The sequence below is a fragment of the Streptomyces sp. NPDC025833 genome, from assembly GCF_055558055.1.
In genome coordinates this window covers 454,964-480,441 of the sequence record NZ_JBVHNF010000001.1, presented here as the reverse complement: position 1 = coordinate 480,441, position 25,478 = coordinate 454,964, and the positions used below count along the sequence as shown (strand labels likewise).

The following is a 25,478-nucleotide window of genomic DNA, read 5'->3' as shown; positions in this document are numbered from 1 at the left end:
GACGTGGTGCCGGGCATCCCATCAGCAGCCGGGGCACTCTTCAAGAGCCTTGACTTCGCGTGCACTTCAAGCTGAAGACTCCCGTGGCACCGGCCGCACCGGCCCCGCACAGGAGGAACCGCCATGAAGTACCGCACGATAGGCACCGACCCCGCCACCCGCCGGGAGGTGAGCGTGCTCGCGCTCGGCGCGATGCTGTTCGGGTCGCGGACCGACGAGAAGACGTCCTTCGCCGTGCTCGACCGCTACGTGGAGGCGGGCGGCACCTTCATCGACACGTCCGACAACTACGCCTTCTGGGAGGACGGGGGTCAGGGCGGGCAGAGCGAGGAGCTGCTCGGGCGCTGGCGGCGCAGCCGGGGTGTCGGGGGCGAGGTCGTCGTCGCCACCAAGCTCGGCGCCCGTCCGCTCGCGCCCGGCACCGGCTTCACGGACAACGCCGAGGGGCTGTCCGCGAAGGTCGTCCGCGAGTCCGCCGACCGCAGCCGGGAACGGCTCGGGGTGGACCGGCTCGACCTGCTGTACGCGCACATCGAGGACCACGCCGTCCCGCTCCGGGAGACCGTCGAGGGCTTCGCCGCGCTCGTCGCCGAAGGGACCGTCGGCCTGCTCGGCGTCAGCAACCACGCGGTGTGGCGGGTGGAGCGGGCCCGCGCCCTCGCGGCGGCCGCGGGACTGCCCGGCTACGACGTCCTCCAGTACCAGCACAGCTACCTGCGCCCGCGCACCGACGTACCGAGCGGGCTGTTCCCGGACGGCAGTCTCGGCGGCACCGACGCCCAGCTCCGCAGCTATCTGCGGGCGGAGCCGCAGCTTGCCCTGGTCGCCTACTCGCCGCTGCTGGGCGGCGCCTACACCCGCTCCGACAAGCCGCTGCCCCCGGACTACGACCATCCCGGCACCCCGGCCCGCCTCACGGCGCTGCGCGAGGTGGCCCGGCAGACCGGGGCCACCGTCAACCAGGTCGTGCTGGCCTGGCAACTGGGCGGCGAACTGCCCGTGATACCGCTCGTCGGCGCCTCCTCGGTGGCGCAGCTCGACGAGTCCCTCGCCGCCGTCGACCTCGAACTCACCGCTGAGCAGAGGGCGTTGCTGGACGCGGCCCACTGACCGCGCGGCCCGGCCCCGGCCGGGGCCGGGCCTGGGCGGGGCGAGGGTGTCCACGCCGGGTCCACGCCTGCGACCGAGGGTGAGGTGATGTCCTGACAAAGCCTTGACAGGGGGTCCGGCAGGGTTTTGTATCCCCTCCCGACGCATCCGCGTTCCTCGCCCCGCCGCCCCACAGTGAGAGGTGCAGGAAAGATGGACCGACCTTCGCGTCCCCGCTCCCGCGGACCGGCCCCCCTCGTGGCCCTGGCCGCCGCGGCGGCCCTCACCCTGGCCGGCTGCTCCAGCGGCCACGGGGGCGGGAAGGCCGAGGAGGCCGCGGCGGACACCGCCGCGGGCCGGGCCGGCACCCCCCGCATGACCGTCGCGCTGGTCACCCACCAGACGCCCGGCGACACCTTCTGGGACACGGTGCGCAAGGGCGCGGAGGCCGCGGCGGCCAAGGACAACGTCGAACTCGTCTACTCCGCCGACCCGAACGCCGGCAACCAGGCCGGCCTGGTGCAGAACGCGATCGACCGGAAGGTGGACGGCATCGCGCTCACCCTGGCCAAGCCCGGCCCGATGCGGGGCGCGCTCGCGCGGGCGCGGCAGGCCGGCATCCCGGTGGTCGGCCTCAACTCCGGTGTCGACGAGTGGAAGAGGCTCGGCCTGCTGGAGTTCTTCGGGCAGGACGAGGGCGTGGCGGGCGAGGCGTTCGGTGACAAGCTGGACGCCACCGGCGCGAAGAGGATCGTCTGCGTCATCCACGAACAGGGCAACGTCGGCCTCACCCAGCGCTGCGACGGCGTGCGCCGGACGTTCGACGGCACCACCGAGACCCTGTACGTCAACGGCACCGACATGCCGTCCGTGCGGTCCACGATCACGGCGAAGCTGAAGCAGGACGGCGACGTCGACACCGTCGTCACCCTCGGCGCCCCCTTCGCCCTGACCGCGGTCCGGTCGGTGGGCGACGCCGGCGGCAAGGCGAAGGTGGCCACGTTCGACCTCGACGAGCAGCTCGTCGAGGCGGTGCGGGAGGGCACCGTCGAGTTCGCCGTCGACCAGCAGCCCTACCTCCAGGGCTACCTCGCGGTCGACGCGCTGTGGCTCTACGAGAACAACGGCAACTACAGCGGCGGCGGGGAGCAGCCGGTGCTCACCGGCCCGGCCTTCGTCGACCGGTCCAACGTCGACGAGGTCGCCCGGCACGCCGCGAAGGGCACCCGGTGACGAGCACGCCCCGGCCGGCGGTGGACCGGCCCCCGGCGTCCGGACCCGGGCGGGCCGCCGTCTGCCGTCCGCCGCTCCCGCGGCCGTGGGCCCGGCCCGAGGCGGGCGCCGTCCTCGTCACCCACGACCCGCGCCACGCCCATCCGGTCGGCGACCACTTCATCGTCCTCTGCCGGGGCACCCTGGAACCGTCCGCCGACCGCGACGAGACCTCACCGGAGGACCTGACCGACCTCATGGCCGGCGGCGCCGAGCCGACGGCCCTCGGGCACGAACCGGCCCGGGCCCGCGACGCCGGCGGACCGCCCGGGGAGGGCGGCCCCACCGCACCCATGGCGACCCCGCCGGAAGGAACACCCTGACATGGCTCACCCCACCCCCCTCGACCGCATCCGGGTCGGCTCGGCCCCCGACTCCTGGGGCGTGTGGTTCCCCGACGACCCGCGCCAGGTGCCCTGGGACCGCTTCCTCGACGAGGTCGCCGAGGCCGGTTACGACTGGATCGAGCTGGGCCCGTACGGCTACCTGCCCACCGACCCGGCACGCCTCACCGACGAGGTCGCCCGGCGCGGCCTGAAGGTGTCCGCGGGCACGGTCTTCACCGGGCTGCACCGGGGCCCCGCCGTCTGGGCGGAGACCTGGGACCACGTCAGCCGGGTGGCCGCGCTCACCCGTGCGACGGGCGCCCGGCACCTGGTGGTGATCCCCTCGTTCTGGCGGGACGACAAGACCGCCGAGATCCTGGAGCCGCCCGAGCTGACCGCGCGGCAGTGGACGCACCTGACCGAGGGCATGGAGCGGCTCGGCCGCGAGGTGAAGGAGGGCTACGGCCTCGACATCGTCGTGCACCCGCACGCCGACACCCACCTCGACACCGAGGAGCACGTCGAGCGCTTCCTGGACTCGACCGACGCCGAACTGGTCGGCCTCTGCCTGGACACCGGGCACTACGCCTACTGCGGCGGCGACAGCGTCAAGCTGATCGAGACCTACGGCGAGCGCATCGGCTACCTCCACCTCAAGCAGGTCGACCCGGACATCCTCGCCGGGGTGCTCGCGGACGGGGTGCCGTTCGGGCCGGCCGTCCGGCGCGGGGTGATGTGCGAACCGCCCTCCGGCGTCCCGGACCTCGCACCGGTGCTCCGGGCGGCGCAGGAACTCGGTACGGAACTCTTCGCCATCGTCGAGCAGGACATGTACCCGTGCGAACCGGACGCGCCGCTGCCCATCGCGGTGCGCACCCGGCGCTTCCTGCGGTCCTGCGGGGCCTGAGCGGACCCGGCGCCGGCCGGTGTGCGCGCCGGTTCCTTCGGTACCCCTGCGGATTCGGCCACGGCGGGGCCGGGAACCAAGGAGGAGCACGCGGGCGTCACACGGGTGACGGGGAACGTCCGCGCGGACGGGAGGACGAGATGGCACATCGCACGGAAGTCCACGAGGCGGCCCGGGAACCGGCCGACGCGGCCGCCGCCCGGCGCCACGAGCGCTTCGCACACCTGCCCGAGCGGATACACCCGCAGGACATGGTGGAGACGAGGCCGGCGACCCTGCCCGACCCGGCGCGGGACACGTACAACCCGGACGAGTGGCTGATCCGGTACTGCGGCTGACCGGACGCGGCGCCGGCGCCCGGGGAGCCACCCGGACGCCGGCACCGCGCCTTCACGCCCCGCGCACCTCCGCGAGCGTCACCGGGCGGTGCTCGCGCAGCGACAGGGCGCACGCCTCCGCGATCCAGCCGGCCTCCAGGGCGTCCCCGATGGTGCACGGCGAGGGCCGGGTGCCGGCCACCACCTCGGTGAAGGCGGTGAGTTCGGCGCGGTAGGCGTCGGCGAAGCGGTCCAGGAAGAAGGCGTGCGCGGGACCGGCGGGGAAGGTGGCGCCGGGCTCGGCCGAGCGCAGCGGGAGCCGGTCGTCCAGCCCGACGGCGATCGAGTCGGTGAGGCCGTGCAGTTCCATGCGGACGTCGTAACCCCGCGCGTTGTGGCGTCCGTTGGACACCAGCGCGATCGTGCCGTCGTCCAGGGTGAGTACCGCGCCGGTGGTGTCGGCGTCGCCGGCCGCCGCGATGAAGCCGGCGCCCCGGTTGCCGCCCACCGCGTACACCTCGGCGACCTCACGGCCGGTCACCCAGCGGACGGCGTCGAAGTCGTGCACCGAGCAGTCGCGGAAGATGCCGCCGGACGCGGCGACGTACGCGGCCGGCGGCGGCGCCGGGTCCAGGGTCGTGCAGCGCACCGTGTGCAGGGGGCCCAGCTCCCCGGCCCGCACGGCGGCGCGCGCGGTGGCGAATCCCCGGTCGAAGCGCCGGTTGTAGCCGATCTGGACCGGTACGCCGGTGTCCCGCACGTCCCGCAGCAGTTCGGTGCCCTCCGCCATGGTGCGGGCCACCGGTTTCTCGCAGAAGACCGGCACACCGGCCGCCACGCCCGCCCGGACGAGCCCCGGATGGGCGTCGGTGGCCGCCGCCACGACGACGCCGTCCACACCGGCCGCCAGCAGGGCCTGCGGCGAGTGCGCCACCTCGGCCCCGAACCGTTCGGCGGCGGCCTCGGCGGCGCCCGCGAACGGGTCGGCGACGACGAGCGACTCGACGGAGTCGAGGCCGGAGAGGGTCTCGGCGTGGAAGGCGCCGATGCGGCCGAGACCGAGGATTCCGATGCGCATGGGTGCTGCTCCCAGGGTGGATACGGAGTGCCGTCCGACCCGGCCGGCCACCGGGCGGTCGGCGGGGTGCCGGGGCCGCCGTCGTCGGTCCGGGCGGGGACGCCGTGCGGGCCGGGTCACAGGGTCACCCAGTGGCCGCTCCGCGCGGACCGCGCCATGGCGTCGAGCACGGTGGCGCTGCGCACCGCGTCGGCGAGGGTGGCGCCGTGCGGTCTGCCCTCCGCGACGGACCGAACGAAGCGGTACGCCTCGATCACCTTCAGGTCGTCGTAGCCCATCGCGTTGCCCGCGCCCGGCTGGAACGCGGCGAACTCGCCCGCGCCGGGGCCGACGTACACCGTGCTCACCGGCTGGTCCCGGAACGCCGTACCGCGGGCCACGCCCAGCTCGTTCATCCGGCGGAAGTCCCAGAACACCGCGCCCCGGGTGCCGTGCACCTCGAAGCCGTAGTTGTTCTGCTCGCCGACCGAGACCCGGCACGCCTCCAGCACGCCGCGCGCGCCGGAGGCGAACCGGAGCAGGCAGCCGACGTAGTCCTCGTTCTCCACCGGGCCCGGCGCGCCGCCGGGGCGGGCGCGCTCCGGTACGAAGAGGGCGGTGTCGGCGGTGAGCGCGGCGATGTCGCCGAGCAGGAAGCGGGCCAGGTCGGCGCCGTGCGAGGCCAGGTCGCCGAGCACCCCGCTGCCGCCGCGCCGCCGCTCGTACCGCCAGGTCAGGGCGGACTCCGGGTCGGCCGCGTAGTCGCTGAGGAGACGGACGCGGACATGGGTGGGGGTGCCGATCCCCCCCGGCGGCGACCAGCTCGCGGGCGTACTCGACGGCGGGCGCGTTGCGGTAGTTGAAGCCGACCGTGCCCTGGACGCCCGCGGCCGTGACCGCGTCGGCGACCGCGCGGGCGTCGTCGGCGCCGAGGCCCACCGGCTTCTCGATCCACACGTGCTTGCCGGCGCCGGCCATCGCCACGCCGATCTCCCGGTGCAGGAAGTTCGGCGCGGTGACGCTGACGGCCCGGACGTGCGGGTCGGCGGCCACCTCGCGCCAGTCGCGGGTCGCACGGGCGAACCCGAACCGCCCGGCGGCCTCCTCGGCCCGCCCCGGCACCTCGTCGGCGACGGCGATCAGCCGGGGCCGCAGCGCCGGCCGCGGAAAGTGGTGCGGCAGCCGGGCGTACGCCCGGGTGTGCACGCGGCCCATCCAGCCGAACCCGACGACGGCGACACCCAGCGCATCCACCACGGCAGCCCCTCGTCGGACCGGTCCCTCTCCCGTCCCGGCCACCTTTGTTCGGACATGGCGGGTGTGTCAACCTGGCGCGCGCGGGACGGCGGGACCGTCGGACCGGGGACCCTCCCGCGGGCCGGACCGGACCGGACCGGACCTGATCGGACCGGACCTGATCGGACGGGAGCGGCCCCGGCCCGGACGGGCGAGACCGGAGGCCGCCGGAGGACGCCCGTGCGGGGGCGTCAGAGGTTGATCGCGTAGGCCTTTCGGAGGGTCTCGTGCACGGTCCACGTCGTACGGTCGCCCGCGCGCAGCACCGCCATGTCGCCCGGCCCCACCCGCAGCGTCGGCCCGTCCGCCACCTCGATCGTCGCCGACCCGCTGATCACCACGAACAGCTCGTCCGCCTCCGTGTCCGTGACCACGCCCGGGGTGATCTGCCAGACGCCCCGGATCTGCCGGCCGTCCGGCGACTCCCAGACCACCTTCCCGGTGACCTCCGGGTTCCCGGAGACGATCTGCCCGGGGTCCAGGGGCTCGGGTTCGAGGGCGGCGTCGGGGATGTGGAGCGCGAAGCTGTGCGTCATACGGCCGACCCTAGTCGGCGGGCGGGCCGTGCCGCCGTGGACAGTGTGTGGGGCATCGGGCCTGGTCGGAGGACACTTCGTCGGGGTGCGGGCGGCGGGGCGCGAACTGGCGGCGGCGCCGGGTCCGGGTGATCGTGGGGGGCATGGCTGACTCCACGGCGCCGGGTCCGGCACCGCCCGGCCGGCACGCCACGCGCGAGGCCGTCCTGTTCGGCGGGGTGTACGGCGCCGTCCTCGCCAGTTCGATGGTGGCGGCGCTCACCCGGTACGGGCAGACGTCCGCCGAGGGCCGGGGCTACGACGCCGCGTGGGTGCTGGTGACCGCGTGCGCCTCGGCGCTCGCCCACGGCTACGCCCACTGCATCGCCGAACGCACCCCGCACCACCGGTGGGACGTCCTGCTCGCCGTCCGTGACGAGTGGCCGCTCGTCACGGCCGTACTGCCCACGGCCTTCCTGCTCGCGGGCGCGCGCTGGGGCTGGTGGGGCGCGAAGGGCGTCGAGTACTGGGCCTTCGCCCTCAACATCGCGATCCTGTTCGTGCTGGGCTTCCTGACCGCCCGCTGGACGGCGCGGAGCCGGCCGGTGGCGGTGGCCACGGGGCTGGGGGACGCGATGCTCGGGCTGGTCGTGGTGGTGGCGAACGCGCTGATCAAGTAGCCGCCGGGACACCGGGCGGAGCGGGGTCGGCGTGCGGCGCGGACCCCGTCCAGGGCGATGCCGAGGACCCGGGCCCGCTGGGCGGCGTCCTCGGAGACCGTCGCCGTGATCCCGGCGACCAGCCGCGGCAGGTCCCCGAAGTCCATGTCCGGCCGGGCGGCGCCGGCCCGCTGCGCGCGCTCCAGCAGCGGTCCGCCGGCCGCGTACATGGAGTCGCGGCAGGCCTGGAAGATGTCCGACTCGCCGTCGAGGGCCTCGCGCACCGCGCGCTTGGTCACCATGTACCCGGCGAACCGGTCCAGCCAGGCCGTCAGCGCCTCCCACGGCTCCCGGTCCGCGAGCTCGACGGGCCGTCCGGCACAGCGCGTTGACCTCGTCAACCTCATCGTGGGCAGCGTGCCCGCTGCGCAGACCGGCGCCGCGACCGGCATGAACGCCGACATCCGCACCATCGGCGGCTCCATCGGCGCCGCGCTCACCGGCGTGCCGGTCACCGGCCGGCTCCAGCCGTCGGGCCTGCCGTACGCCTCCGGCTACACCCACGGCTGGGCCCTGCTCGCTCCTGCTCTGCCTGGCCGCGGCCGGCGCCGCCCTCCTCGTCCCGGCCCGCCGCCCGGCCCGCCCGGCCGAGCCGCTCGGGACGCCCGCACCGACCCGGGCACCCGCACGGGTACGGTAGGCTTGACCTGCGTGATCACGCGGAACTCCGCGTGCGACCGCAGCGGGACGTGGCGCAGCTTGGTAGCGCACTTGACTGGGGGTCAAGGGGTCGCAGGTTCAAATCCTGTCGTCCCGACACTGCGCGTTCGCAGGTCGAAGGCCGTTTCAGAGGACATCTGGAACGGCCTTCCCGTTTTCCCGGGCCCGGCGGGGGACCGGCCCCCTCCGGGACGGGCCCGGTACCGGATCCGGCCGCGGGCGGCGGCCGTTGACCGTCGTTTGGGTTTCCGTTCCCTGAGCGTTCAGCCGGTGATCCCCGTCGGGGTCGTGTGAGCTGCCTAGGGTCCATGAGGCTTTCGAAAGAAGGGGCTCATGGACTCACAGCTCGCGATCCGGGCTCGCGGGATCACCAAGTGCTTCGGCGACGTCGTCGCGCTCGACGGCGTCGACCTGGACGTGGCGCGGGGCCGGATCCACGGCCTGGCCGGACCGAACGGCGCCGGCAAGACGACACTGCTCGGCCTGCTGCTGGGCCTGGCCGTGCCCGACGGCGGCGGCCTGGAGGTCCTCGGCACACCGGTGGGCCGGGCGTTCGGGGTCCCCGGCGGCGTCTCCGGGTTCGTGGACGGCCCGGGAATGTACCCCTCCCTCACCGCCCGGCAGAACCTCGCCGCGCTCGCCGCCCTGCGCGGTGCGGGACCCCGCTCGGCCGCGATCGACGACGCGCTCGGACAGGTCGGGCTCACGGACGTCGCCGACGACCGCACGCGCGGCTTCTCGCTGGGCATGCGCCAGCGGCTCGGCCTCGCCGCCGCCCTGCTCACCGAGCCGCGGCTGCTCGTCCTGGACGAGCCGTCCAACGGCCTGGACCCGGCCGCCAAACAGCACGTCCACGCCGTCCTCGACCGGCTGGCGCGGGAGGGCACCGCCATCGTGCTGTCGAGCCACCGCATGGACGACCTGGAGGCCCTCTGCTCCGAGGTCACCATCCTCGCGACCGGACGCGTCGTCTTCTCCGGGCCGCTGGAGGAACTGGCCGCCGCGAACGCCGAACTCGCCTACCGGCTGGTGACGTCCGACCCGGCGCACGCCCGCCGGCTGGCCGCCCGGGCACCCGGGGTCCGCCTGGCCGACGACACCGCCGGACGCCGCGACGAGCGGGCCCTGGTGGTGCACGCGCCGGTGCCCGCCCTCGACGCCCTGGTGGCGCGGCTCGTCGGCGCGGGCGTCGCGCTGCGCGAACTCACGCCGGTCGTCTCCCCCCTAGAGGCGGCCTTCCTCGCCCTGACCGAGCCGGACCCGGCCCCCGGCCGAGGCGCCCGGCAGCGCCCGGCCGGCACCCGTGCCGCACCACGGACCGACGCCCGGCACCAGGAGGCCCGTGCATGACCGCGACCCCGACCGCCGTCGCGGACCCCGGACGCGCCACCGCTCCCGCACGTGTCCCGGTTGCCCGGGGCTATCGCTTCGAGGTCGTCAAACTGGTCTCCCAGTGGCGGATCCGCCTGCTGGCCCTCGCCTGCTGGACCGCGCCCGCGCTGTTCGCGGCCGGGGTCGGCGCGCAGAGCACGCTGCCCACGGACACCCTCTTCGGCCGCTGGATGCACGCCACCGGGTGGGCCGGGCCGCTGGTCACCCTCGGTTTCGCCGGCACCTGGGCGCTCCCGCTGCTCACCTCCGTCGTCGCCGGTGACGTGTTCGCCGCCGAGGACCGGCTCGGCACCTGGCGCCACCTGCTCGTCGCCGTCCGCTCACCCCGGCGGATCTTCGCGGCGAAGGTGCTGGCCGGCCTCACCGTCGTCCTGCTGCTCGTGGCCGGGCTGGCCCTCTCCAGCACGGCCGGCGGGCTGCTGGCCGCCGGAAACCGGCCGCTGGTCGGCCTCGACGGCCACCTGTTCACGCCGGGGGACGCGGCGGTCAGGGTCCTGCTCGCCTGGGTCTGCGTGCTCGCCCCGACCCTCGCCCTCGCCGGGATCGGACTGCTCGGGTCGGTCGCGCTCGGGCGGTCCCCGACGGGCCTGCTGCTGCCCGCCCTCGTCGCGCTGGCGATGCAGCTCGCCCAGATGCTGCCGCTGCCCGTCGCCGTCCGCCTCGCCCTGCCCGGCGACGTCTTCATCGACTGGAAGGGGCTGTTCACCAGCCCGGCCCACCTCACCCCGCTCCTCATCGGCATCGCCGTCAGCCTGCTGTGGGCCGTGGCCGCGACCGCACTGGCGTACGTCCTCTTCCTGCGCCGCGACTTCACCAACCCCACCGACGACGGCTCGGCGCGCCGCGCGGTCACCGTCGGCGTCCTGCCGCTCGCCGGGCTGCTCGGCGTGACGGTCGCGGTGGTGGCGGCGACGACCACGGCCACGGGCTCCGGGATCGGGCAGACCAAGGTGGAGCGCTCGCTCGCCACGGAGTTCGCCCGCCTGTACCGCATGCAGACCCGGCAACTGCACCGGCCCGCGGTCACCGAGGCACAGCTCAGGACCGCGGCGGCCTGCGGCAAGGCCGGAGTACGGGACGGCGCGCGGGGCCCGGGCAACGACTGGCGGTGCGTCGTCTCCTGGCACCTGCCGGGCGTCACGGCCACCGGGTCGGCCGTCTACCAGCTCGACATCACGGCAGACGGGCGGTTCGTCGCCGACGGCGACGGACCGAAGGAAGTCAACGGCTACTTCCTCGTGCGCACTCCCATGGGCGACGCGCCGAACCCGCTGTGGCAGTTCGACGGCGACGTCGAGCTGCTCCCCACCTCCCCGAAGGGATGACGCCATGCAGATAACGCGCCGCCGCAGGCAGACCGAGCGGGAGCACCTCGTCCTGCTGGGCAGACCGGTCGGCCGCCGGGCGACCCTGGTCACGGCCTGCATCGCCACGGCCGCCCTGGCCACCGGCACCGCCCTCGCGGACACGGGCCGGTTCGGCACCGACCGGGTCGGCGATGTCACGGCCCGGGGACAGGTCGTCTCCGCCGACCAGTACATCGCCCCGTACGGCGACCGCCTCGTCGTCAACGACGGCAAGATCATGTCGTCGACGGTCAGCCCGGACGGCGGCCACCTCGCCGCCTCCCTCGCCGACGGCGTCGCCTCGCTGGTCGTGGTGGACCTCGCCACCGGGCAGGTGAAGCAGCGCGTCGGCACCTCCGCCGTGGACGACCTGCGCATCCCCAGCGGGTCCGTGGGCCAGGAGGGCCCCGTGTACTCGCCCGACGGCAAGCAGCTCTGGCTGGGCCAGACCGACGGCTACACCAGGTTCACGGTGCGCCCGGACGGCACCCTCGCCGACCCGGTGGCCGTCCGGATCCCCGCCGACGGCAGCAAGCACGCCCTGGTCGCCGGGGCGGTCTTCTCCGCCGACGGCGCCACCGTCTACGCCGCGGTCAACGGCCAGAACCGGGTCGTCGCCCTCGACGCGGCGACCGGGGCCGTCCAGCGCAGCTGGCCGGTGGGCAACGCGCCACGCGGCATGGCCCGGGTCGGCACCAAGCTCTACGTCGGCAACGAGGGCGGACGGCCCGCGAAGGCCGGCGACGCCACGCTCAACTCCTACGGCACCCAGGTCCCGGCCGACCCGCGGACCGGCGCCACCACCACGGGCACGCTCAGCGTCATCGACCTGGCCGACCCCGCCGCCGCCGTCGGGACCATCGACGTCGGACTGCACCCGACCGCGGTGTACGCGCGGCGCGGCGCGGTGTTCGTCACCAACACCGCCGACAACAACGTGTCGGTCGTCGACACGGCCGTCGACAAGGTCGTGCAGACCATCTCGACCCAGCCGTGGCCCGAGGCGTCGGTCGGCTACGAACCCGACGCCGTCACGCTCACCGACGACGGCCGCCTGCTGGTGACGCTCGGCCGCGCCAACGCCGTCGCCGTCTACCGCTACACCTCCCCGCAGGAGCCGGTCGGTTACGTCGGCCTCCTCCCCACCGACTACTTCCCCGCCGAGATCGCCACCGCGGGCGGCAAGGTGGTCGTCTCGAACACCCGCGGCATCGACGCGCGCCGCCCCGCGAGCACCGGGCACGGCACCCACGACACCACCTCCAGCCTGACGTCGTTCACGCTGCCCGCCGACCGCGTCATCCGCGCCCGGACCGCCGAGGTGTTCCGCCAGAACGGCTGGACCGCCGGATCGGTCCGGCTGGCCAAGGGCAGGAGCCACGCGAAGCCGCGGCCGGTCCCGGCGCGCATCGGCGACCCCTCGACCATCAAGCACGTCTTCCTCATCGTGAAGGAGAACCGCACCTACGACCAGGTCTTCGGCGACGTCCCCGAGGGCGACGGCGACCCTTCGCTGGCCCAGTTCGGCGAGAACGTGACGCCGAACCAGCACGCCCTGGCACGGCAGTTCGGGCTGCACGACAACACCTACGACATCGGCACCAACTCCGCCGAGGGCCACAACTGGCTGATGCAGGCCGACAATCCCGAGTACACGGAGTCCTCGGCCGGCGAGTACCAGCGCAGCTACGACACCGAGGACGACGCCCTCGGCCACCAGAAGACCGGCTTCCTGTGGACGGGCGCGCAGGCGGCCGGGCGGACCGTGCGCAACTTCGGGGAGTTCCAGCAGTTCCTGACCAAGCCCGCCGGGGCGAGCTGGCAGAACCTGTACTGCGACGCCAGGAACATGGCCGCGACCGGCCGGCCGACCGCCTACCCGCTGAACTCGTCGTCGCCGATCCCGTCGCTCAACAGCGTCTCGGTGCCCGGCTTCCCGAAGTTCGACACCAGCGTCCCGGACGTCTACCGCCAGCAGATCTGGCAGCAGGACTTCGAGAAGAACGGCCCGGCGGACCTGAACATGTTCTGGCTCTCCAGCGACCACACCGGTGGTCCGGCGGGCCCGGCCGCCCAGGTCGCCGACAACGACCTCGCGACCGGCCGGATCGTCGACCGGATCTCGCACAGCAAGTACTGGAAGGACTCGGCGATCTTCATCGTCGAGGACGACTCCCAGGCGGGCCTGGACCACGTCGACGGCCACCGCGCCCCGGTCCAGATCATCAGTCCCTGGGCCCGGCACGGCGTCGTGGACGACCGCTACTACTCGCAGATCACGATGGTCCGCACCATCGAGCAGATCCTCGGCATCCACCCGATGAACCAGAAGGACAGCGCGGCCACCCCCATGCGGGGCGTGTTCACCGGGCGCCCGGACTACACGCCGTTCAGCGCGCTGCCCAACCGGGTCCCGCTGACCGACGGGCTGAAGACCCAGCCGTCCTGCGGCCCGGACACCCCCGCCGCGCAGAACCCCCGGGCGGCGGCGGTGCCGGCGGCGAAGGTGCCGGCGGCGAGGAAGTCCCTCGCGGCCGAGTGGGACACCTGGAAGTCGAAGCAGCGCCTGACCGGGACCCACGCCGTCCCCGACTTCGCCAACCCCGCGCAACTGGACCACCTCACCTGGTACCAGACGCACAACTGGACCCGGCCGTACCCCGGTGAGAAGAAGATCTTCGCGCCGGACGAGGTGCCCGGCGCCTACCTCCCGTCGCCCGAGTCCGACGGCTGACCCGCGAGCCCGGCACCGGCGGCCCGCCCGAACGCCGGCGAGGTGTACGGGCGGGAGGCGGGAGACGGCCCCCCGGCGGCCCCGGCGGCCCCGGCGGACGGGTGACCGGGACCGGCGCCGGGACGAGGGCCCCGGAGGAGCCGTGGCGGGCTACGGCGTCCCGGCCGCCGCCGACCGCGCCCGCTGCCGCCGCGCCGCCATCACCGCGTGGACGAGGACCCCGGCGAACAGGAACAGCACACCCTGGTACACCGCCGTGTAACCGGCGCCCGCCATCAGCCAGAGCGAGAAGGCGGCGGCCACCGCGGTGACCGCGGAGTCCCGGACCAGCCGCCCCCGGTCCACCGCCCCGGGCCGCCCGGACACCAGGTGGAACAGCTGCGCGGCGGTGGCCAGCAGGTACGGCACGGTCGCGGTGAACGTGGTGACGAGCACCAGGACCTCGAAGACCCGGCCCGAGCCCGACGCGTAGTTGTACACGGTGAGCAGTGAGGCCAGCACGACCGTCACACCGACCCCGACCGTGGGCACGCCCCGGCGGCGGCGGGCGAAGGCGCTCGGGAACAGCCCGTCGCGGGCCGCCGCGTACGGCGTCTGGGCGCTCAGCAGGGTCCAGCCGTTGAGGCAGCCGGTCATCGACACCAGGGCGGCGAGCGCCACCGCCGTACCGCCCCAGCCGCCGCCGAACATCGTGTCCACGGCGTCCGAGAACGGCGCGGTGGAGGTCACCAGGCGGTCGTGGGGGACGGTCCCGAACACGGACAGGGTGCCCAGCAGGTACACCAGGGCGGCGCCCGCGGTGCCGATCACCGTGGCGCGGCCCACGTTGCGCCGGGCGTTCCTGACCTCGCCGGCGCTGACGGCGGCGGACTCCACCCCGAGGTAGGAGAAGAGCAGCAGGGCGGCGGAGGCGGAGACCGCGCCGACCGCGCCGTGGCCGCTGGAGTTGAACGGCCCGAGCCGGTGCGGGTCGAAGAAGAACAGTCCGCCGACCGCGACGAGCAGCAGCGGCACGAACTTCAGCACCGTGGAGACCAGTTGGACGGCGCCCACGTACCGGGTGCCGGCGAAGTTGGCGAGGGCGGGCAGCCACTGGAGGACCAGCGCGGCCAGGCAGGCGGTCCAGCGGTGGCCGTTCACCGGGATCAGCACGTCGAGGTAGCCGACGGCGGCGACGGCGAGCGCGGCGTTCGACACCCAGGTGGTGATCCAGTACGACCAGGCCGCCAGGAAGCCCGCGAAGTCGCCGAACGCCTCGCGGGCGTAGACGTAGGGGCCGCCGGTGCGGGGGTCCCGGGCGGCGAGCCGGCCGAAGACCAGGGCGAGCGCGACGGCGCCGACGGTCAGCACCGCGAAGGCGACCAGGCTGACCGTGCCGTACGGGGCGATGGAGGCGGGGAGCAGGAAGATGCCGCCGCCGATGATGTTGCCCATGACCAGCGCGGTGGCGACGGGCAGGCCGAACCGGCGGGCATGCCGGCCGGTGTCGCCGCCCGGGTCCTGGACGGGCCCGGCGGGGCCCGGAGCCGGCTGCGGGACGGTCCCGGTGCTGTGCATGGGTGGTGCGCCTCTCGTGGAACTGACGTGCCCGGGATCGCCGGGACGGGCCCCATGGTCGGGGATGCGCCGATTCGACGCCAAATGACCGCTCGTCCTTTCGCCGGGGACGCCCGAACACGCAAAAAACGTCGCGGCACGGTCCCCGCACCGCCGGATGTCCGGTGCCCTCCGGTGGCGGCCGGCCGGGAAGCGGAGGCCATCGGTCCGCCTCTCGTGGGCCGCGCGCGTGCCCGAGCGCCGGGGTGCGTCCGCCCGTACCGCTCCGGCAGGGCGGCGAGCGGCTCCGGGTACCGCCCGGCGGCGGCCGGCGGCCGGTCCGCCGTGACCGGACGCGGTCGGCTCGTACGGCCGGGGGCGCCCCCGGGCGGGTGGGCGTCGCTCGCGAGGGCCGACGGGCCGAGGTGGGGGCGGGCGCCGGACCCCGCGCGGGTGATCGGGTCGTCCGCCGCCGCCGAGGTGACGACCTCCCGGGCCGGGCCCGGCACCTCCGGCGGGAGGCGCCGGACATCGGGGCCGGGCGGTCGGTGGGCATGCCGAGCGCACCCCGCCCGACCGCACCGCGCCCGGCCACGGCCCGTCCGTGATCGGCGCGGCGTGCCGCCCGCCCGCCCCGAGTCCCGGTCGTGGACACCCGGAGTCCCAGGCGTGGACGCCCCCTTGACGTCCCGCGGAGCCGGATCGACACTCCAGTCAGGGAATCCTAGTGAACAGGTAGGGAACCATGACGCGCCGCGACACGGGCACCGGCCGGACGTGCCGGACGCCGTTGTGCGCGCCCCTGCTCACCTCCCGCCGGCACATCGATCTCCAGCGCGTCTGCAGCGCGATCGCCCGCCGGGGCTGACCCGGGCCCCGGCCGCCGCCCGCCGGCCGGCCGCGCCCGCGCCCGATCACCCGCCCGCACGCCCACGTCCAGGGGAGACCCATGCCCAGCACTCCGCTCGCCGCCGTCCCGTCCGCCCGCCGGTCCGTCCCCGGCTTCCGCGGGCGGATCGGCCAGGACGCGCGCAGCGGCCACTACGCCGTGCCGCACCGCTACCGGCTCCACCTGTCGACCGCCTGCCCCGACGGGCTGCGCCTCGCCGTCGGCCACAGCCTGCTCGGCCTGGCGGAGAGCTGTCCGGTCACCCTCCTGCCCGCCGTCCCGGACTGTCCCGGCGACGGCCACTCGGCGCTGCGCCCGCTGTACGAGGCGAGCGCCCACCACTACACCGGGCCGGCCCTCGCGCCCGTCCTCAGCGACGACTGGTCCGGCCGCATCGTCAGCACCCACGGCCCCGACATCCTGCGCGACCTGGACCGGCTCCGGTCCGGCGGTGACGAGCGCCTGTACCCGGCGGGCCTGGAGTCCGTGATCGAGGCGGTCGAGCGGATGTGTGCCGAGGGCATCGAGGAGGCGGCACAGCGCGCCGGCCGGGCGGGCGCCGAGGCGGGCGAGCGGGCCGCCGCGCTCGACGTGCTGCTGGACACCCTCGGCCGGCTGGAGCGGCGGCTGAGCGGCGAGGAGTACCTCGCCGACGGCCGGCTCACCGCCGCCGACGTGGAGCTGTGGGTGTCCCTGGTGCAGCTCGACACCGTCCACCGCTGCCACCTCGACGCCTCCGCCGTGCACCGCATCGCCGGGCACCGCGCGCTGTGGGCCTACGCCCGCCGGCTGGCCGCCCACCCCGCCTTCGGCCGGCACCTCGACCTCGACGGCATCGCCCGCCGCCACCACGGCCGCTGCCGGGGGCTGGAGGACGCCGGGGCCGCCGTCCAGATCCTGGACTGGACGAGCCACGTCGTGGACGCGCCGGACGCATCCCGCAGGTGACGAGGGTCCGCCGACGTCCAATGGGCGGACGGTCGTTGACAACCGAACGGCCAACTGCCTTACTTACGCCTCAAGAACGGTCATGAGCGTCAGCGCCAAGCCCTGGCTCGCTGACCGGCAACCCTCGCACCGCGGTGGGGTGCCCCAGGTGACGACCGGACCGGACGACGTATTCGGTAAGCGCGAGGCCCCCGGGCCGGAACAGTGACAGGTGACGCCATGGACGCAGCTCCCAGGACGGCCGCGAGCCGTCCGCAGGGCTGCGTACCGTCGTACGCCGGTCTGCTCGTCGCCGACCGCGCCGTCGATCTGCTCCGCGTGAACAGCGCACTGTGTACCGCACCGGGCTCTGCCCGCCGCCGGGTCTGACCTCCTTCCCCGGCCCCGCCGCGCACCCTTCGCAGGGTGTGCCGTTGTCCGCCAAGCCCCCGGTTCCGCGCCGGTCCGTGCGCCGCCTCACGCCGTAGCGCCGTCGCGTCCCACGCCCGCCCGTCCGCGGTGCCGGGGTGTTCCCACTCCGCCGGAGCCCCTCATGAGTGAACCCCCAGGCGCCGCCGTCTCCCTCGCCGAGCCGCCCGCACCCGCCGACGTGACCCCGACGGTGCCGAAAGCGCAGCGGGTCCAGCCCCTGCGCCGGCCCGGCCGGTGGATCGTCTCCGTCGTCGTCCTGGTGCTCGTCGCCCAGGTCCTGCACGGCCTGGTCACCAACCCCTTCTACCAGTGGGACCGCTTCCGCTACTGGTTCCTGCGCCCGTCCGTCCTCGACGGCCTGCTGATCACCCTGGAAGTCACCGCGCTCAGCGCCGTGCTGGGCCTGCTCGGCGGCGTCCTGCTCGCCCTCGGCCGGCTCTCCCGGAGTCCGGTGCTGCGCGCGGCCAGCTGGACCTACACCTGGCTGTTCCGCTCCGTCCCGCTGATCGTCGTACTGATCTTCCTCTACAACTTCAGTGCCCTGTACCGCACGTTGAGCCTCGGCGTGCCGTTCGGCCCGGCCTTCGTCACCTTCGACGAGTCGCGGCTGGCCACCGACCTGACCATCGCCGTCGTCGGCCTCAGCCTCAACGAGGCGGCGTACGCCGCCGAGGTCGTCCGCGGCGGCATCCTCTCCGTCGACCAGGGGCAGCACGAGGCGGCCGCGGCGCTCGGCCTGCCCCGGGGCCACCAGTTCCGCAGGATCGTTCTCCCGCAGGCCCTGCGGTCCATCACCCCGAACTACGTCAACCAGCTGATCGGTCTGGTCAAGAGCACGTCCCTGGTGTTCTACGTGTCCCTGCTCGACCTGTTCGGCACCGTGCAGTCGATGGGCAGCACCTACCCCGGCGACGTGGTGCCCCTGCTGCTCGTCGCCACGGTCTGGTACCTCATCCTGACCAGCGCCGTCTCCGTCGTCCAGTTCTACGTCGAGCGGTACTACGCCCGGGGCGCCACCCGCACCCTGCCTCCGACCCCGGTGCAGCGGGCCCGGGCCGCGCTGACCGGGCTCCGCGACCGACTGCGCCGGGAGGCCGCCGTATGACCACCGCACCCGCCCCGGAGAAGGCCGCGCCCGCCACGCTGGAGGTGCACGGCGTGCACAAGTGGTACGGGACCCACCACGTCCTCGACGGCATCGACCTGACCGTCCCGGCCGGCGAGGTCACGGTCGTCATAGGCCCCTCCGGTTCCGGCAAGTCGACGCTGCTCAGGGTGGCCAACCACCTGGAGAAGCCGGAAATCGGCCACGTCAGCGTGGGCGGCGAGCTGATCGGGGTGAAGTGGCACGGCACGGGGACCTCCCCGGGCGACGGCCGGGGCCGGCTGCGGGAACTCAGCGAGCGCGCCATCCTCGCCCAGCGCAGCCGCATCGGCTTCGTCTTCCAGAACTTCAACCTCTTCCCGCACCTGACCGCCCTGGAGAACGTCGCCACCGCTCCCGTCGCCACCGGCAGGCTGAGCAGGTCCGCGGCCCAGGAACTCGCCCGCGAGCTGCTCGGACGCGTCGGTCTCGGCGACAAGACCGGTGCCTATCCACGGCAGTTGTCCGGCGGCCAGCAGCAACGCGTGGCCATCGCCCGCGCCCTCGCCCTGCGGCCGGGGATCATCCTCTTCGACGAGCCGACCTCGGCGCTCGACCCCGAACTCGTCGGCGAGGTGCTCGGCGTCATCAAGGACCTGGCGACCAGCGGCACCACCCTCGTCATCGTCACGCACGAGATCGGCTTCGCCCGCGAGGTCGCCGACCGGGTCGTCTTCATGGACGGCGGCCGGATCGTCGAGCAGGGCCCGCCCGGCCAGGTGCTGGACAGCCCCCGGCACGAGCGGACCCGGGACTTCCTCGGCAAGGTCCTCTGACCCCGCGGCCGACGCACCACCGGCGGCACCGTCCCGGCGCCCCTCCCGGACCAGCCCCACCCGCACACCTCACCCGCACACCTCGCTCGAAGGACAAGGACAGCCATGCCCAGCCAGCACGCCAGACGCAGCCTGATACGCGGTCTCACCGCGGTGACCGCGACCCTCACCCTCACCGGCGGGCTCGCCGCCTGCGGGGGAGACGGCGACGCCGTCACCACCACCGGCGCGGCCGGCACGGTGACCGTGGGCCAGGTGTCCAACGGCGCCGCCGAGGAGACCGGGCTGAAGGTCACCGAGGTGAAGTCCATCAGCGCCGAACTGCCCGCGTCCGTCCGCAAGAGCGGCAAACTCGTCATCGGCGTCGGCGCCCTGCCCGCGGGAACCGCGCCGCTCCAGTTCGTCGGCAGCGACCAGAAGACCCTCACCGGCTCCGAGCCCGACCTCGGCCGCTTGGTGGCCGCGGTCCTCGGCCTCAAGCCCGAGACCAAGAACTTCACCTGGGAGAACATGTTCGTCGGCATCGACAGCGGCAAGGTCGACGTCGCCTTCGCCAACGTCACCGACACCGAGGAACGCAAGAAGAAGTACGAGTTCGCCTCCTACCGCAAGGACAACCTGGCCTTCGAGGTGCTGAAGAGCAGCAGCTGGCAGTTCGACGGGAACTACCGCAGCCTCGCCGGGAAGACGGTCTCCGTGAGCTCCGGCACCAACCAGGAGAAGATCCTGCTGGAGTGGAAGGCCCGCCTGGCCAAGGAGGGCAAGAGCCTCACCGTCAAGCACTTCCCGGACCAGAACTCCTCCGACCTGGCGCTGCGCAGCGGCAGGATCGACGCCTACTTCGGCCCCAACCCCGGCGTCGCCTACCGGGTCCGGCAGACCGCGGGCACCCCCGACCCGACCCGCAGCGCGGGCACCTTCTCCGGGGCCGGCGCCACACTCCAGGGCCTGATCGCCGCCACCGCCAAGAAGGACAGCGGGCTCGCCAAGCCGATCGCGGACGCCATCAACCACCTCATCAAGAACGGGCAGTACGCCAAGTGGCTCGCCGCGTACAACCTCGCCGACGAGGCCGTGCCGAAGTCGGAGGTCAACCCGCCGGGGCTGCCGCTGGACAACTCCTGACACCGCGCGCGCCGCTCCCGCCGTACCCGCCGCACCGAGGAAGGACTCCGGTTCCGTGGCCCACCCGACGGACGACCGCACACGCGGGCTCCCGCCCGCGCCCGGCGGCCCGACGCGCGGTGGCCTGGCGTCCGGCGGCCCCGCCTCCGGCGGTGCGTCCCGGACCGTCCCCGCCGGACCGCGCGCCCGCCGCACCGAGCGCCTGGACGGCGCCGCCCGCCACCGGTCCGGGACCCGTGCCTGCGCGGGCACCGGGGCCTTGGCGGACATCGCGGCTCCGGTGAGGCCGGCGGGCACGGTGGACGAGGTGAGCTCCGCGGGTCCGGTGAGTGCGGCGGGTGCGGCGGCCCCGGCGGCCCCCGCCGCACCGGTGGGCCCGGCGGCCGGGGGCGGCCCGTGCGCGTCCGCCGGCCCCGGGTGCACCGGACGGCGGGTTCCCCGCACGCTGCCGCCGCCGCTGCTGCCGCGTCGTTCGCCCGTGCTCCCCGGGAACACCGGCCACCGCCACGGTGTTGAGTGTCATGACGAGATCCGCGCGGCGGACGCCACTTTGGCCCGCCGCGCTCGACGGAGGGAGGTGACGGCCGTGCACCGAGAGTCCCCGTGGAGGACCTGCCCGCCGCACGTCCCGCACCCGTACCGCTCCGTCCGGCTGCACTCCCGGCCGCACATCGACCTCCAGCGCGTGTCCGCCGCGCTCTGTCGCCGCTGACCCCGCGCCCGGCCTCCTCCCCGGCCCGGCACTCAGCCCCCCGCCGCGCTCGCCGCCGGCCGGTGCCGCCTGCCCGGCAGCCGCCCGCCCCGCGAGCCGGTGCTCCCCGTACGGACGTACAAGGAAGGCACCGACGTGTCACCGACTCCTCCCGCACACCTGCATCTCGCCGTCGCCCTGGACGGCACCGGCTGGCACCCCGCGTCCTGGCGCGAGCCGGCCGCCCGCCCCCACGACCTGCTCACCGCCGGATACTGGGCCGACCTGATCACCGAGGCCGAACGCGGCCTGCTGGACTTCGTCACCCTGGAGGACGGCCTCGGCCCGCAGTCCTCCCAGGCCCTGGTCCCCGACGAGCGGATCGACCAGGTCCGCGGCCGGCTCGACGCGGTGCTCATCGCCTCCCGCGTCGCCCCGCTCACCCGGCACATAGGTCTCGTCCCGACCGTGGTGACCACCCACACGGAGCCGTTCCACATATCCAAGGCCATCGCCACCCTCGACTACGTCAGCACCGGACGCGCGGGCGTCCGCGTGCGGGTCAGCGTCCGCCCCGACGAGACCGCGCACTTCGGCCGCCGCACCATCGGCCGGATCGACTCCTTCGACGACGACGACCGGGCCTCGCAGGAGGTGCTCACCGAACTGTTCGACGAGGCCGCCGACTACGTGGAGGTCGCACGCCGGCTCTGGGACAGCTGGGAGGACGACGCCGAGATCCGGGACGCGGCGACCGGCCGCTTCATCGACCGCCGCAAGCTGCACTACATCGACTTCAAGGGCCGCTTCTTCGACGTCAAGGGCCCGTCCATCACGCCCCGGCCGCCGCAGGGCCAGCCGCTGGTCACCTCCCTCGCCCACCAGACCGTGCCGTACCGGCTCGTGGCCCGCCAGGCCGACGTCGGCTACGTCACCCCGTTCGACACGGCCGGGGCCCGGGCGATCGTCGCCGAGATCCGCGCCGAGCAGGAGGCGGCGGGCCGCGCCGGGGAACCGCTGCACGTCTTCGGCGACCTCGTCGTCCTCCTCGACGACAGCGAGACCCGAGCGGTGGCCCGGCGGGACCGCCTCGACACACTCGCCGGGGCGCCGTACACGAGCGACGCCCGCATCTTCGCCGGCACCGCGGCCCAACTGGCCGACCTGCTGGAGGACCTGGCGGCCGGCGGGCTGACGGGCTTCCGGCTGCGCCCTGCCGTGGCCGGCCACGACCTGCCCCGCATCACCCGCGACCTGGTGCCCGAGCTCCAGCGCCGCGGCCGCTTCCGGAACGCCTACGAGGCCGACACCCTGCGCGGCCTCCTCGGCCTCGCCCGCCCCGCCAACCGCTACTCCGCAGCCGTCGCCTGAGCCGGGAGGACCGCACCACCATGAGCAAGCCGCTGAAGCAGATCCACCTGGCCGCCCACTTCCCCGGGGTCAACAACACCACCGTGTGGAGCGACCCCGCCGCCGGCAGCCACATCGAGTTCGCGTCCTTCGCGCACTTCGCGCGGACCGCCGAACGCGCCAAGTTCGACTTCCTCTTCCTCGCCGAGGGCCTCCGGCTGCGCGAACAGGGCGGTGAGATCTATGACCTGGACGTCGTCGGGCGTCCCGACACCTTCACCGTGCTGGCCGCCCTGGCCGCCGTCACCGACCGGCTCGGCCTGACCGGCACCATCAACTCCACGTTCAACGAGCCCTACGAGGTGGCCCGCCAGTTCGCCAGCCTCGACCACCTCTCCGGCGGCCGGTCCGCGTGGAACGTGGTCACCTCCTGGGACGCGTTCACCGGCGAGAACTTCCGGCGCGGCGGCTTCCTGCCGCAGGAGGAACGCTACTCCCGGGCCAAGGAGTTCCTCACCGCCGCGCACCGGTTGTTCGACTCCTGGAGCGGAGACGAGATCGTCGCCGACCCGGCCTCGGGCACGTTCCTCCGGGACGCGAGGGCCGGCGCGTTCGTCCACCGGGGCAAGCACTTCGACATCCACGGCCGGTTCGACGTCCCGCGCTCCCCGCAGGGCCGCCCCGTCATCTTCCAGGCGGGCGACTCCGACGAGGGCCGCGAGTTCGCCGCCGCCGAGGCCGACGCCATCTTCAGCCGGTACGCCACACTGGAGGAGGGCCAGGCGTTCTACTCGGACGTCAAGTCCCGCCTCGCCGCGTACGGCCGCCGGCCCGACCAGTTGCTCATCCTGCCCGCCGCGACCTTCGTCCTCGGCGACACCGACGAGGAGGCCGCCGAGCTGGCCCACGAGGTCCGCCGCCAGCAGGTCAGCGGCGCCACCGCCCTCAGGCACCTGGAGTTCGTGTGGAACCGGGACCTGTCGGCGTACGATCCGGAGGGCCCGCTGCCCGACGTGGACCCGGTGGTCGGTGAGGACGAGCACATCTCCCGTGGCCGCGCCCAGGTGCGCATGTACCGGGACCCGGTCGCCATCGCCCGCGAGTGGCGGGAACGCGCCGAGGCGAACAAGTGGTCCATCCGAGACCTGGTCATCAACACCGGCAACCGGCAGTCGTTCATCGGCTCCCCGGCCACCGTCGCGCGGACCATCGACGACTTCGTGCAGTCCGACGCGGCCGACGGTTTCATCCTCGTCCCGCACATCACCCCCGGCGGACTCGATGTGTTCGCCGACCGGGTGGTCCCGCTGCTCCAGGAGCGGGGCGTGTTCCGCACCGAGTACGAGGGCACGACCCTGCGCGACCACCTGGGCCTCGCCCACCCCGACGCCGCCGCCGGCGCACCGGCCGAGCGGGCCGCGTCGTGACCCGCGCCGCCGCGCGCATCCCCACCGCGGAAGCGCAGGCGGCGGGGGCCCGACTCGCGTGACGCGGAGCCGCGGCCGCGGCGGGTGTCCCTCACCCTGCGGACGGGCCGACCGCATCGCCCGGGGCCCGGCCGGTGCACGCTGCCGGCCGGGCCCCGCCCGTTCAGCGGACGAGGCCGGCGAGAGGGACGTCGAGAGCGTCGGCGATGCCCGGCGGGCAGTCGGCAGACGTCGCGTCCGGCCCCCGCTCGGGTCCCGCTGACCGCCGGGTCGGCGAGATGCTCGACGTCTGGAACGAAGTCACCGAATCGCAGAACAGGACGTCCTCGCGCTCGCCCGCACGGACGCGGGCGTCACCTCCCCCGCAGGTGACGCCCGTATCCCTTCCCCCCGGCGCGGGGCCCCCGCCCCCGCCGTCCGTGTGCTGTCACCAGCACATGACCGCCGTCTCTCCCGGTCCCCACGTGGAGTACAGGCGGACCCGGGCCAGGTAGCGGCGGCCCTTGACGAGCCGGACCCGGACGGCCGCGTTGCCCGGCGTGCCGCCGTCGTCGTGTCCGGCGAGGAAGCGCGGTTCCCCGTCGCGCTCCTCGAAGACCACCAGGACGGCGTCGGCGTCACCGAAGGTGCCCACCGTGTACGCGCGGGTCTGCGGCGGCTCGACCGTGAGATCGGCCTGCTCGCCCGCCCCGAGCCCGAGCACCACCGACCGGAACGGCAGCAGCGCGGCCGGGCCGTGCGGTTCCCCCGTGCCGGTCCGGCCCCCGGCCGGCAGGGCGTCCGCGGGCGGGTACCAGCGCAGCGCGAACTCCTTGTCGGCCGGGGACGGCGTGCCGGACGGGTACAGCCCCCCGCGGTACTGCTCCGGCTCCAGCACCAGCCCCGGCCCGAACGGCAGCGTCATGACCGACTGCGGGTCCCACACCGGGGTGCCCGCCTCACCGGCGTCCAGCTGGCGCAGCACGTTCGTGAACGTCGTCTCCCGGTTCCAGAAGTTCGGCGGGCCCGCCAGCTCGGCGTAGACCGCCTCGTCGTCCCAGTGCAGCCCGGCGAACGGGCTCTGGTGCTCGTGCGCCATGCCGAGCGCGTGCCCGATCTGGTGCAGGACCGCCCCGCGCTCCCCGGCCGCGGTCACGTCCCAGCCGAGGTTCATGGTGCGCTCGCCCCGGCCGACCGACAGCGCGTCCCGGCCGATCGCCGACCAGGACCCGGCGCCGGCCTGGAACCCTATCCGCAGCTCGGCCTCGTGACGGTCGCCGACCTCGCTGAAGGAGACGCCGATGCCCAGGTCCTGCCACTCGCCGAAGCACCCGCGGACCACGTCCCGCTGCTCCTCGCCGCCGGCCCACGGCACCCGGCGCAGCTCCCCGGTGCCGGGGACCGGGACGACCGAGGTGTCGCAGGGGCCGTCCAGGAAGCAGTAGTGCAGGACCGTGCCGTTGACCCACATCCGCCGGCCGGCGAGCAGCGCGCCGAGCCGCTCGGCGGTCAGTCCCGGGTCGAAGGCCGGGGCCGGCTGCCGCGGGAGCGAGCACAGGCGTCGGGTCATGC

General features: G+C 74.5%; 22 protein-coding genes, 1 tRNA gene, 2 pseudogenes and 1 riboswitch. Of the genes and pseudogenes, 19 read left to right on the top strand and 6 right to left on the bottom strand.

The window, feature by feature from the left end; genetic code table 11:
* Nucleotides 1–123 precede the first annotated feature (123 nt).
* The 5 genes from ACZ4K2_RS02065 to ACZ4K2_RS02045 all read left to right on the top strand — a co-directional run bounded on the left by ACZ4K2_RS02065 (nucleotide 124) and on the right by ACZ4K2_RS02045 (nucleotide 3,932).
* On the top strand, nucleotides 124–1,110 hold the full coding sequence (locus tag ACZ4K2_RS02065) for an aldo/keto reductase (protein ID WP_467472335.1): 987 nt from the start codon (nucleotides 124–126) through the stop codon (nucleotides 1,108–1,110).
* Between the two features lie 192 nt (nucleotides 1,111–1,302).
* Entirely contained in the window at nucleotides 1,303–2,322 is a 1,020-nt protein-coding gene (locus tag ACZ4K2_RS02060; protein WP_467472338.1) for a sugar ABC transporter substrate-binding protein, read from the top strand.
* The gene (locus ACZ4K2_RS02055) at nucleotides 2,319–2,684 is read left to right on the top strand and encodes a hypothetical protein (RefSeq protein WP_467472340.1); all 366 of its coding nucleotides are present in this window, start codon (nucleotides 2,319–2,321) and stop codon (nucleotides 2,682–2,684) included. The genes ACZ4K2_RS02060 and ACZ4K2_RS02055 overlap by 4 nt, the downstream gene beginning before the upstream one ends.
* A gap of 1 nt (nucleotide 2,685) precedes the next feature.
* Nucleotides 2,686–3,594, top strand: a complete 909-nt coding sequence (locus ACZ4K2_RS02050) for a sugar phosphate isomerase/epimerase family protein (RefSeq protein WP_467472342.1) — start codon at nucleotides 2,686–2,688, stop codon at nucleotides 3,592–3,594.
* A gap of 140 nt (nucleotides 3,595–3,734) precedes the next feature.
* Complete coding sequence (locus tag ACZ4K2_RS02045; protein WP_467472344.1) at nucleotides 3,735–3,932, top strand: hypothetical protein; 198 nt, start codon at nucleotides 3,735–3,737, stop codon at nucleotides 3,930–3,932.
* A gap of 52 nt (nucleotides 3,933–3,984) precedes the next feature.
* Here the strand turns inward: ACZ4K2_RS02045 and ACZ4K2_RS02040 are convergent, their stop codons facing one another.
* The 3 genes and pseudogenes from ACZ4K2_RS02040 to ACZ4K2_RS02030 form a co-directional block, all read right to left on the bottom strand.
* A complete protein-coding gene (locus ACZ4K2_RS02040) occupies nucleotides 3,985–4,989 on the bottom strand; it encodes a Gfo/Idh/MocA family protein (RefSeq protein ID WP_467472347.1) in 1,005 nt (334 codons plus the stop codon).
* Between the two features lie 116 nt (nucleotides 4,990–5,105).
* Nucleotides 5,106–6,225: pseudogene (locus ACZ4K2_RS02035) on the bottom strand (Gfo/Idh/MocA family protein).
* 230 nt (nucleotides 6,226–6,455) lie between these two features.
* Entirely contained in the window at nucleotides 6,456–6,800 is a 345-nt protein-coding gene (locus ACZ4K2_RS02030) for a cupin domain-containing protein (RefSeq protein ID WP_467472350.1), read from the bottom strand.
* 143 nt (nucleotides 6,801–6,943) lie between these two features.
* Here ACZ4K2_RS02030 and ACZ4K2_RS02025 point away from each other — a divergent pair, with 143 nt between their 5' ends.
* On the top strand, nucleotides 6,944–7,459 hold the full coding sequence (locus ACZ4K2_RS02025) for a hypothetical protein (protein WP_467472352.1): 516 nt from the start codon (nucleotides 6,944–6,946) through the stop codon (nucleotides 7,457–7,459).
* Between the two features lie 29 nt (nucleotides 7,460–7,488).
* On the opposite strand, the pseudogene ACZ4K2_RS02020 reads toward ACZ4K2_RS02025, so the two are convergent.
* A pseudogene (locus ACZ4K2_RS02020) lies at nucleotides 7,489–7,936 on the bottom strand (SbtR family transcriptional regulator); the annotation flags it as partial.
* A gap of 245 nt (nucleotides 7,937–8,181) precedes the next feature.
* Between ACZ4K2_RS02020 and ACZ4K2_RS02015 the strand changes: the two are divergent.
* From ACZ4K2_RS02015 to ACZ4K2_RS02000, 4 genes are all read left to right on the top strand, one after another.
* A tRNA-Pro gene (locus ACZ4K2_RS02015) sits at nucleotides 8,182–8,255 on the top strand.
* A gap of 236 nt (nucleotides 8,256–8,491) precedes the next feature.
* The gene (locus tag ACZ4K2_RS02010) at nucleotides 8,492–9,508 is read left to right on the top strand and encodes an ABC transporter ATP-binding protein (protein ID WP_467472354.1); all 1,017 of its coding nucleotides are present in this window, start codon (nucleotides 8,492–8,494) and stop codon (nucleotides 9,506–9,508) included.
* Nucleotides 9,505–10,875: an ABC transporter permease gene (locus ACZ4K2_RS02005; RefSeq protein WP_467472356.1), complete on the top strand. Its 1,371-nt coding sequence runs from the start codon at nucleotides 9,505–9,507 to the stop codon at nucleotides 10,873–10,875. Before ACZ4K2_RS02010 ends, ACZ4K2_RS02005 begins: the two co-directional genes overlap by 4 nt.
* 4 nt (nucleotides 10,876–10,879) lie before the next feature.
* Nucleotides 10,880–13,630: a bifunctional YncE family protein/alkaline phosphatase family protein gene (locus ACZ4K2_RS02000; RefSeq protein WP_467472357.1), complete on the top strand. Its 2,751-nt coding sequence runs from the start codon at nucleotides 10,880–10,882 to the stop codon at nucleotides 13,628–13,630.
* A 150-nt stretch (nucleotides 13,631–13,780) separates the two neighbouring features.
* Here ACZ4K2_RS02000 and ACZ4K2_RS01995 read toward each other — a convergent pair whose 3' ends face one another.
* Nucleotides 13,781–15,187, bottom strand: coding sequence for an amino acid permease (locus tag ACZ4K2_RS01995; RefSeq protein ID WP_467472359.1), 1,407 nt, complete (start codon nucleotides 15,185–15,187; stop codon nucleotides 13,781–13,783).
* Nucleotides 15,188–15,911: 724 nt separating this feature from the next.
* Between ACZ4K2_RS01995 and ACZ4K2_RS01990 the strand changes: the two genes are divergently transcribed.
* The 9 genes from ACZ4K2_RS01990 (at nucleotide 15,912) to ACZ4K2_RS01950 (ending at nucleotide 23,927) form a co-directional block, all read left to right on the top strand.
* Nucleotides 15,912–16,034: a putative leader peptide gene (locus ACZ4K2_RS01990; RefSeq protein WP_467472360.1), complete on the top strand. Its 123-nt coding sequence runs from the start codon at nucleotides 15,912–15,914 to the stop codon at nucleotides 16,032–16,034.
* Between the two features lie 81 nt (nucleotides 16,035–16,115).
* Entirely contained in the window at nucleotides 16,116–17,003 is an 888-nt protein-coding gene (locus tag ACZ4K2_RS01985) for a glutathione S-transferase C-terminal domain-containing protein (protein WP_467472362.1), read from the top strand.
* Nucleotides 17,004–17,081: 78 nt separating this feature from the next.
* A riboswitch (SAM riboswitch) is annotated at nucleotides 17,082–17,192 on the top strand.
* A gap of 30 nt (nucleotides 17,193–17,222) precedes the next feature.
* Nucleotides 17,223–17,372, top strand: a complete 150-nt coding sequence (locus ACZ4K2_RS01980; RefSeq protein ID WP_467472364.1) for a hypothetical protein — start codon at nucleotides 17,223–17,225, stop codon at nucleotides 17,370–17,372.
* Between the two features lie 163 nt (nucleotides 17,373–17,535).
* Nucleotides 17,536–18,519 carry an amino acid ABC transporter permease gene (locus ACZ4K2_RS01975; RefSeq protein ID WP_467472366.1) on the top strand — a complete coding sequence of 328 codons (984 nt, stop codon included), beginning with the start codon at nucleotides 17,536–17,538 and terminating at the stop codon, nucleotides 18,517–18,519.
* Complete coding sequence (locus ACZ4K2_RS01970) at nucleotides 18,516–19,334, top strand: amino acid ABC transporter ATP-binding protein (RefSeq protein WP_467472368.1); 819 nt, start codon at nucleotides 18,516–18,518, stop codon at nucleotides 19,332–19,334. The genes ACZ4K2_RS01975 and ACZ4K2_RS01970 overlap by 4 nt, the downstream gene beginning before the upstream one ends.
* A gap of 105 nt (nucleotides 19,335–19,439) precedes the next feature.
* A complete protein-coding gene (locus ACZ4K2_RS01965; protein ID WP_467472371.1) occupies nucleotides 19,440–20,459 on the top strand; it encodes an ABC transporter substrate-binding protein in 1,020 nt (339 codons plus the stop codon).
* A 55-nt stretch (nucleotides 20,460–20,514) separates the two neighbouring features.
* Nucleotides 20,515–21,171, top strand: coding sequence for a putative leader peptide (locus tag ACZ4K2_RS01960; RefSeq protein ID WP_467769938.1), 657 nt, complete (start codon nucleotides 20,515–20,517; stop codon nucleotides 21,169–21,171).
* Nucleotides 21,172–21,306: 135 nt separating this feature from the next.
* Nucleotides 21,307–22,521, top strand: a complete 1,215-nt coding sequence (locus tag ACZ4K2_RS01955) for an LLM class flavin-dependent oxidoreductase (protein ID WP_467472376.1) — start codon at nucleotides 21,307–21,309, stop codon at nucleotides 22,519–22,521.
* 20 nt (nucleotides 22,522–22,541) lie between these two features.
* On the top strand, nucleotides 22,542–23,927 hold the full coding sequence (locus tag ACZ4K2_RS01950; RefSeq protein WP_467472378.1) for an NtaA/DmoA family FMN-dependent monooxygenase: 1,386 nt from the start codon (nucleotides 22,542–22,544) through the stop codon (nucleotides 23,925–23,927).
* A gap of 427 nt (nucleotides 23,928–24,354) precedes the next feature.
* Here the strand turns inward: ACZ4K2_RS01950 and absR1 are convergent, their stop codons facing one another.
* Nucleotides 24,355–25,476, bottom strand: coding sequence for a beta-glucuronidase AbsR1 (gene absR1 / locus ACZ4K2_RS01945; RefSeq protein WP_467472380.1), 1,122 nt, complete (start codon nucleotides 25,474–25,476; stop codon nucleotides 24,355–24,357).
* Nucleotides 25,477–25,478: the final 2 nt, after the last annotated feature.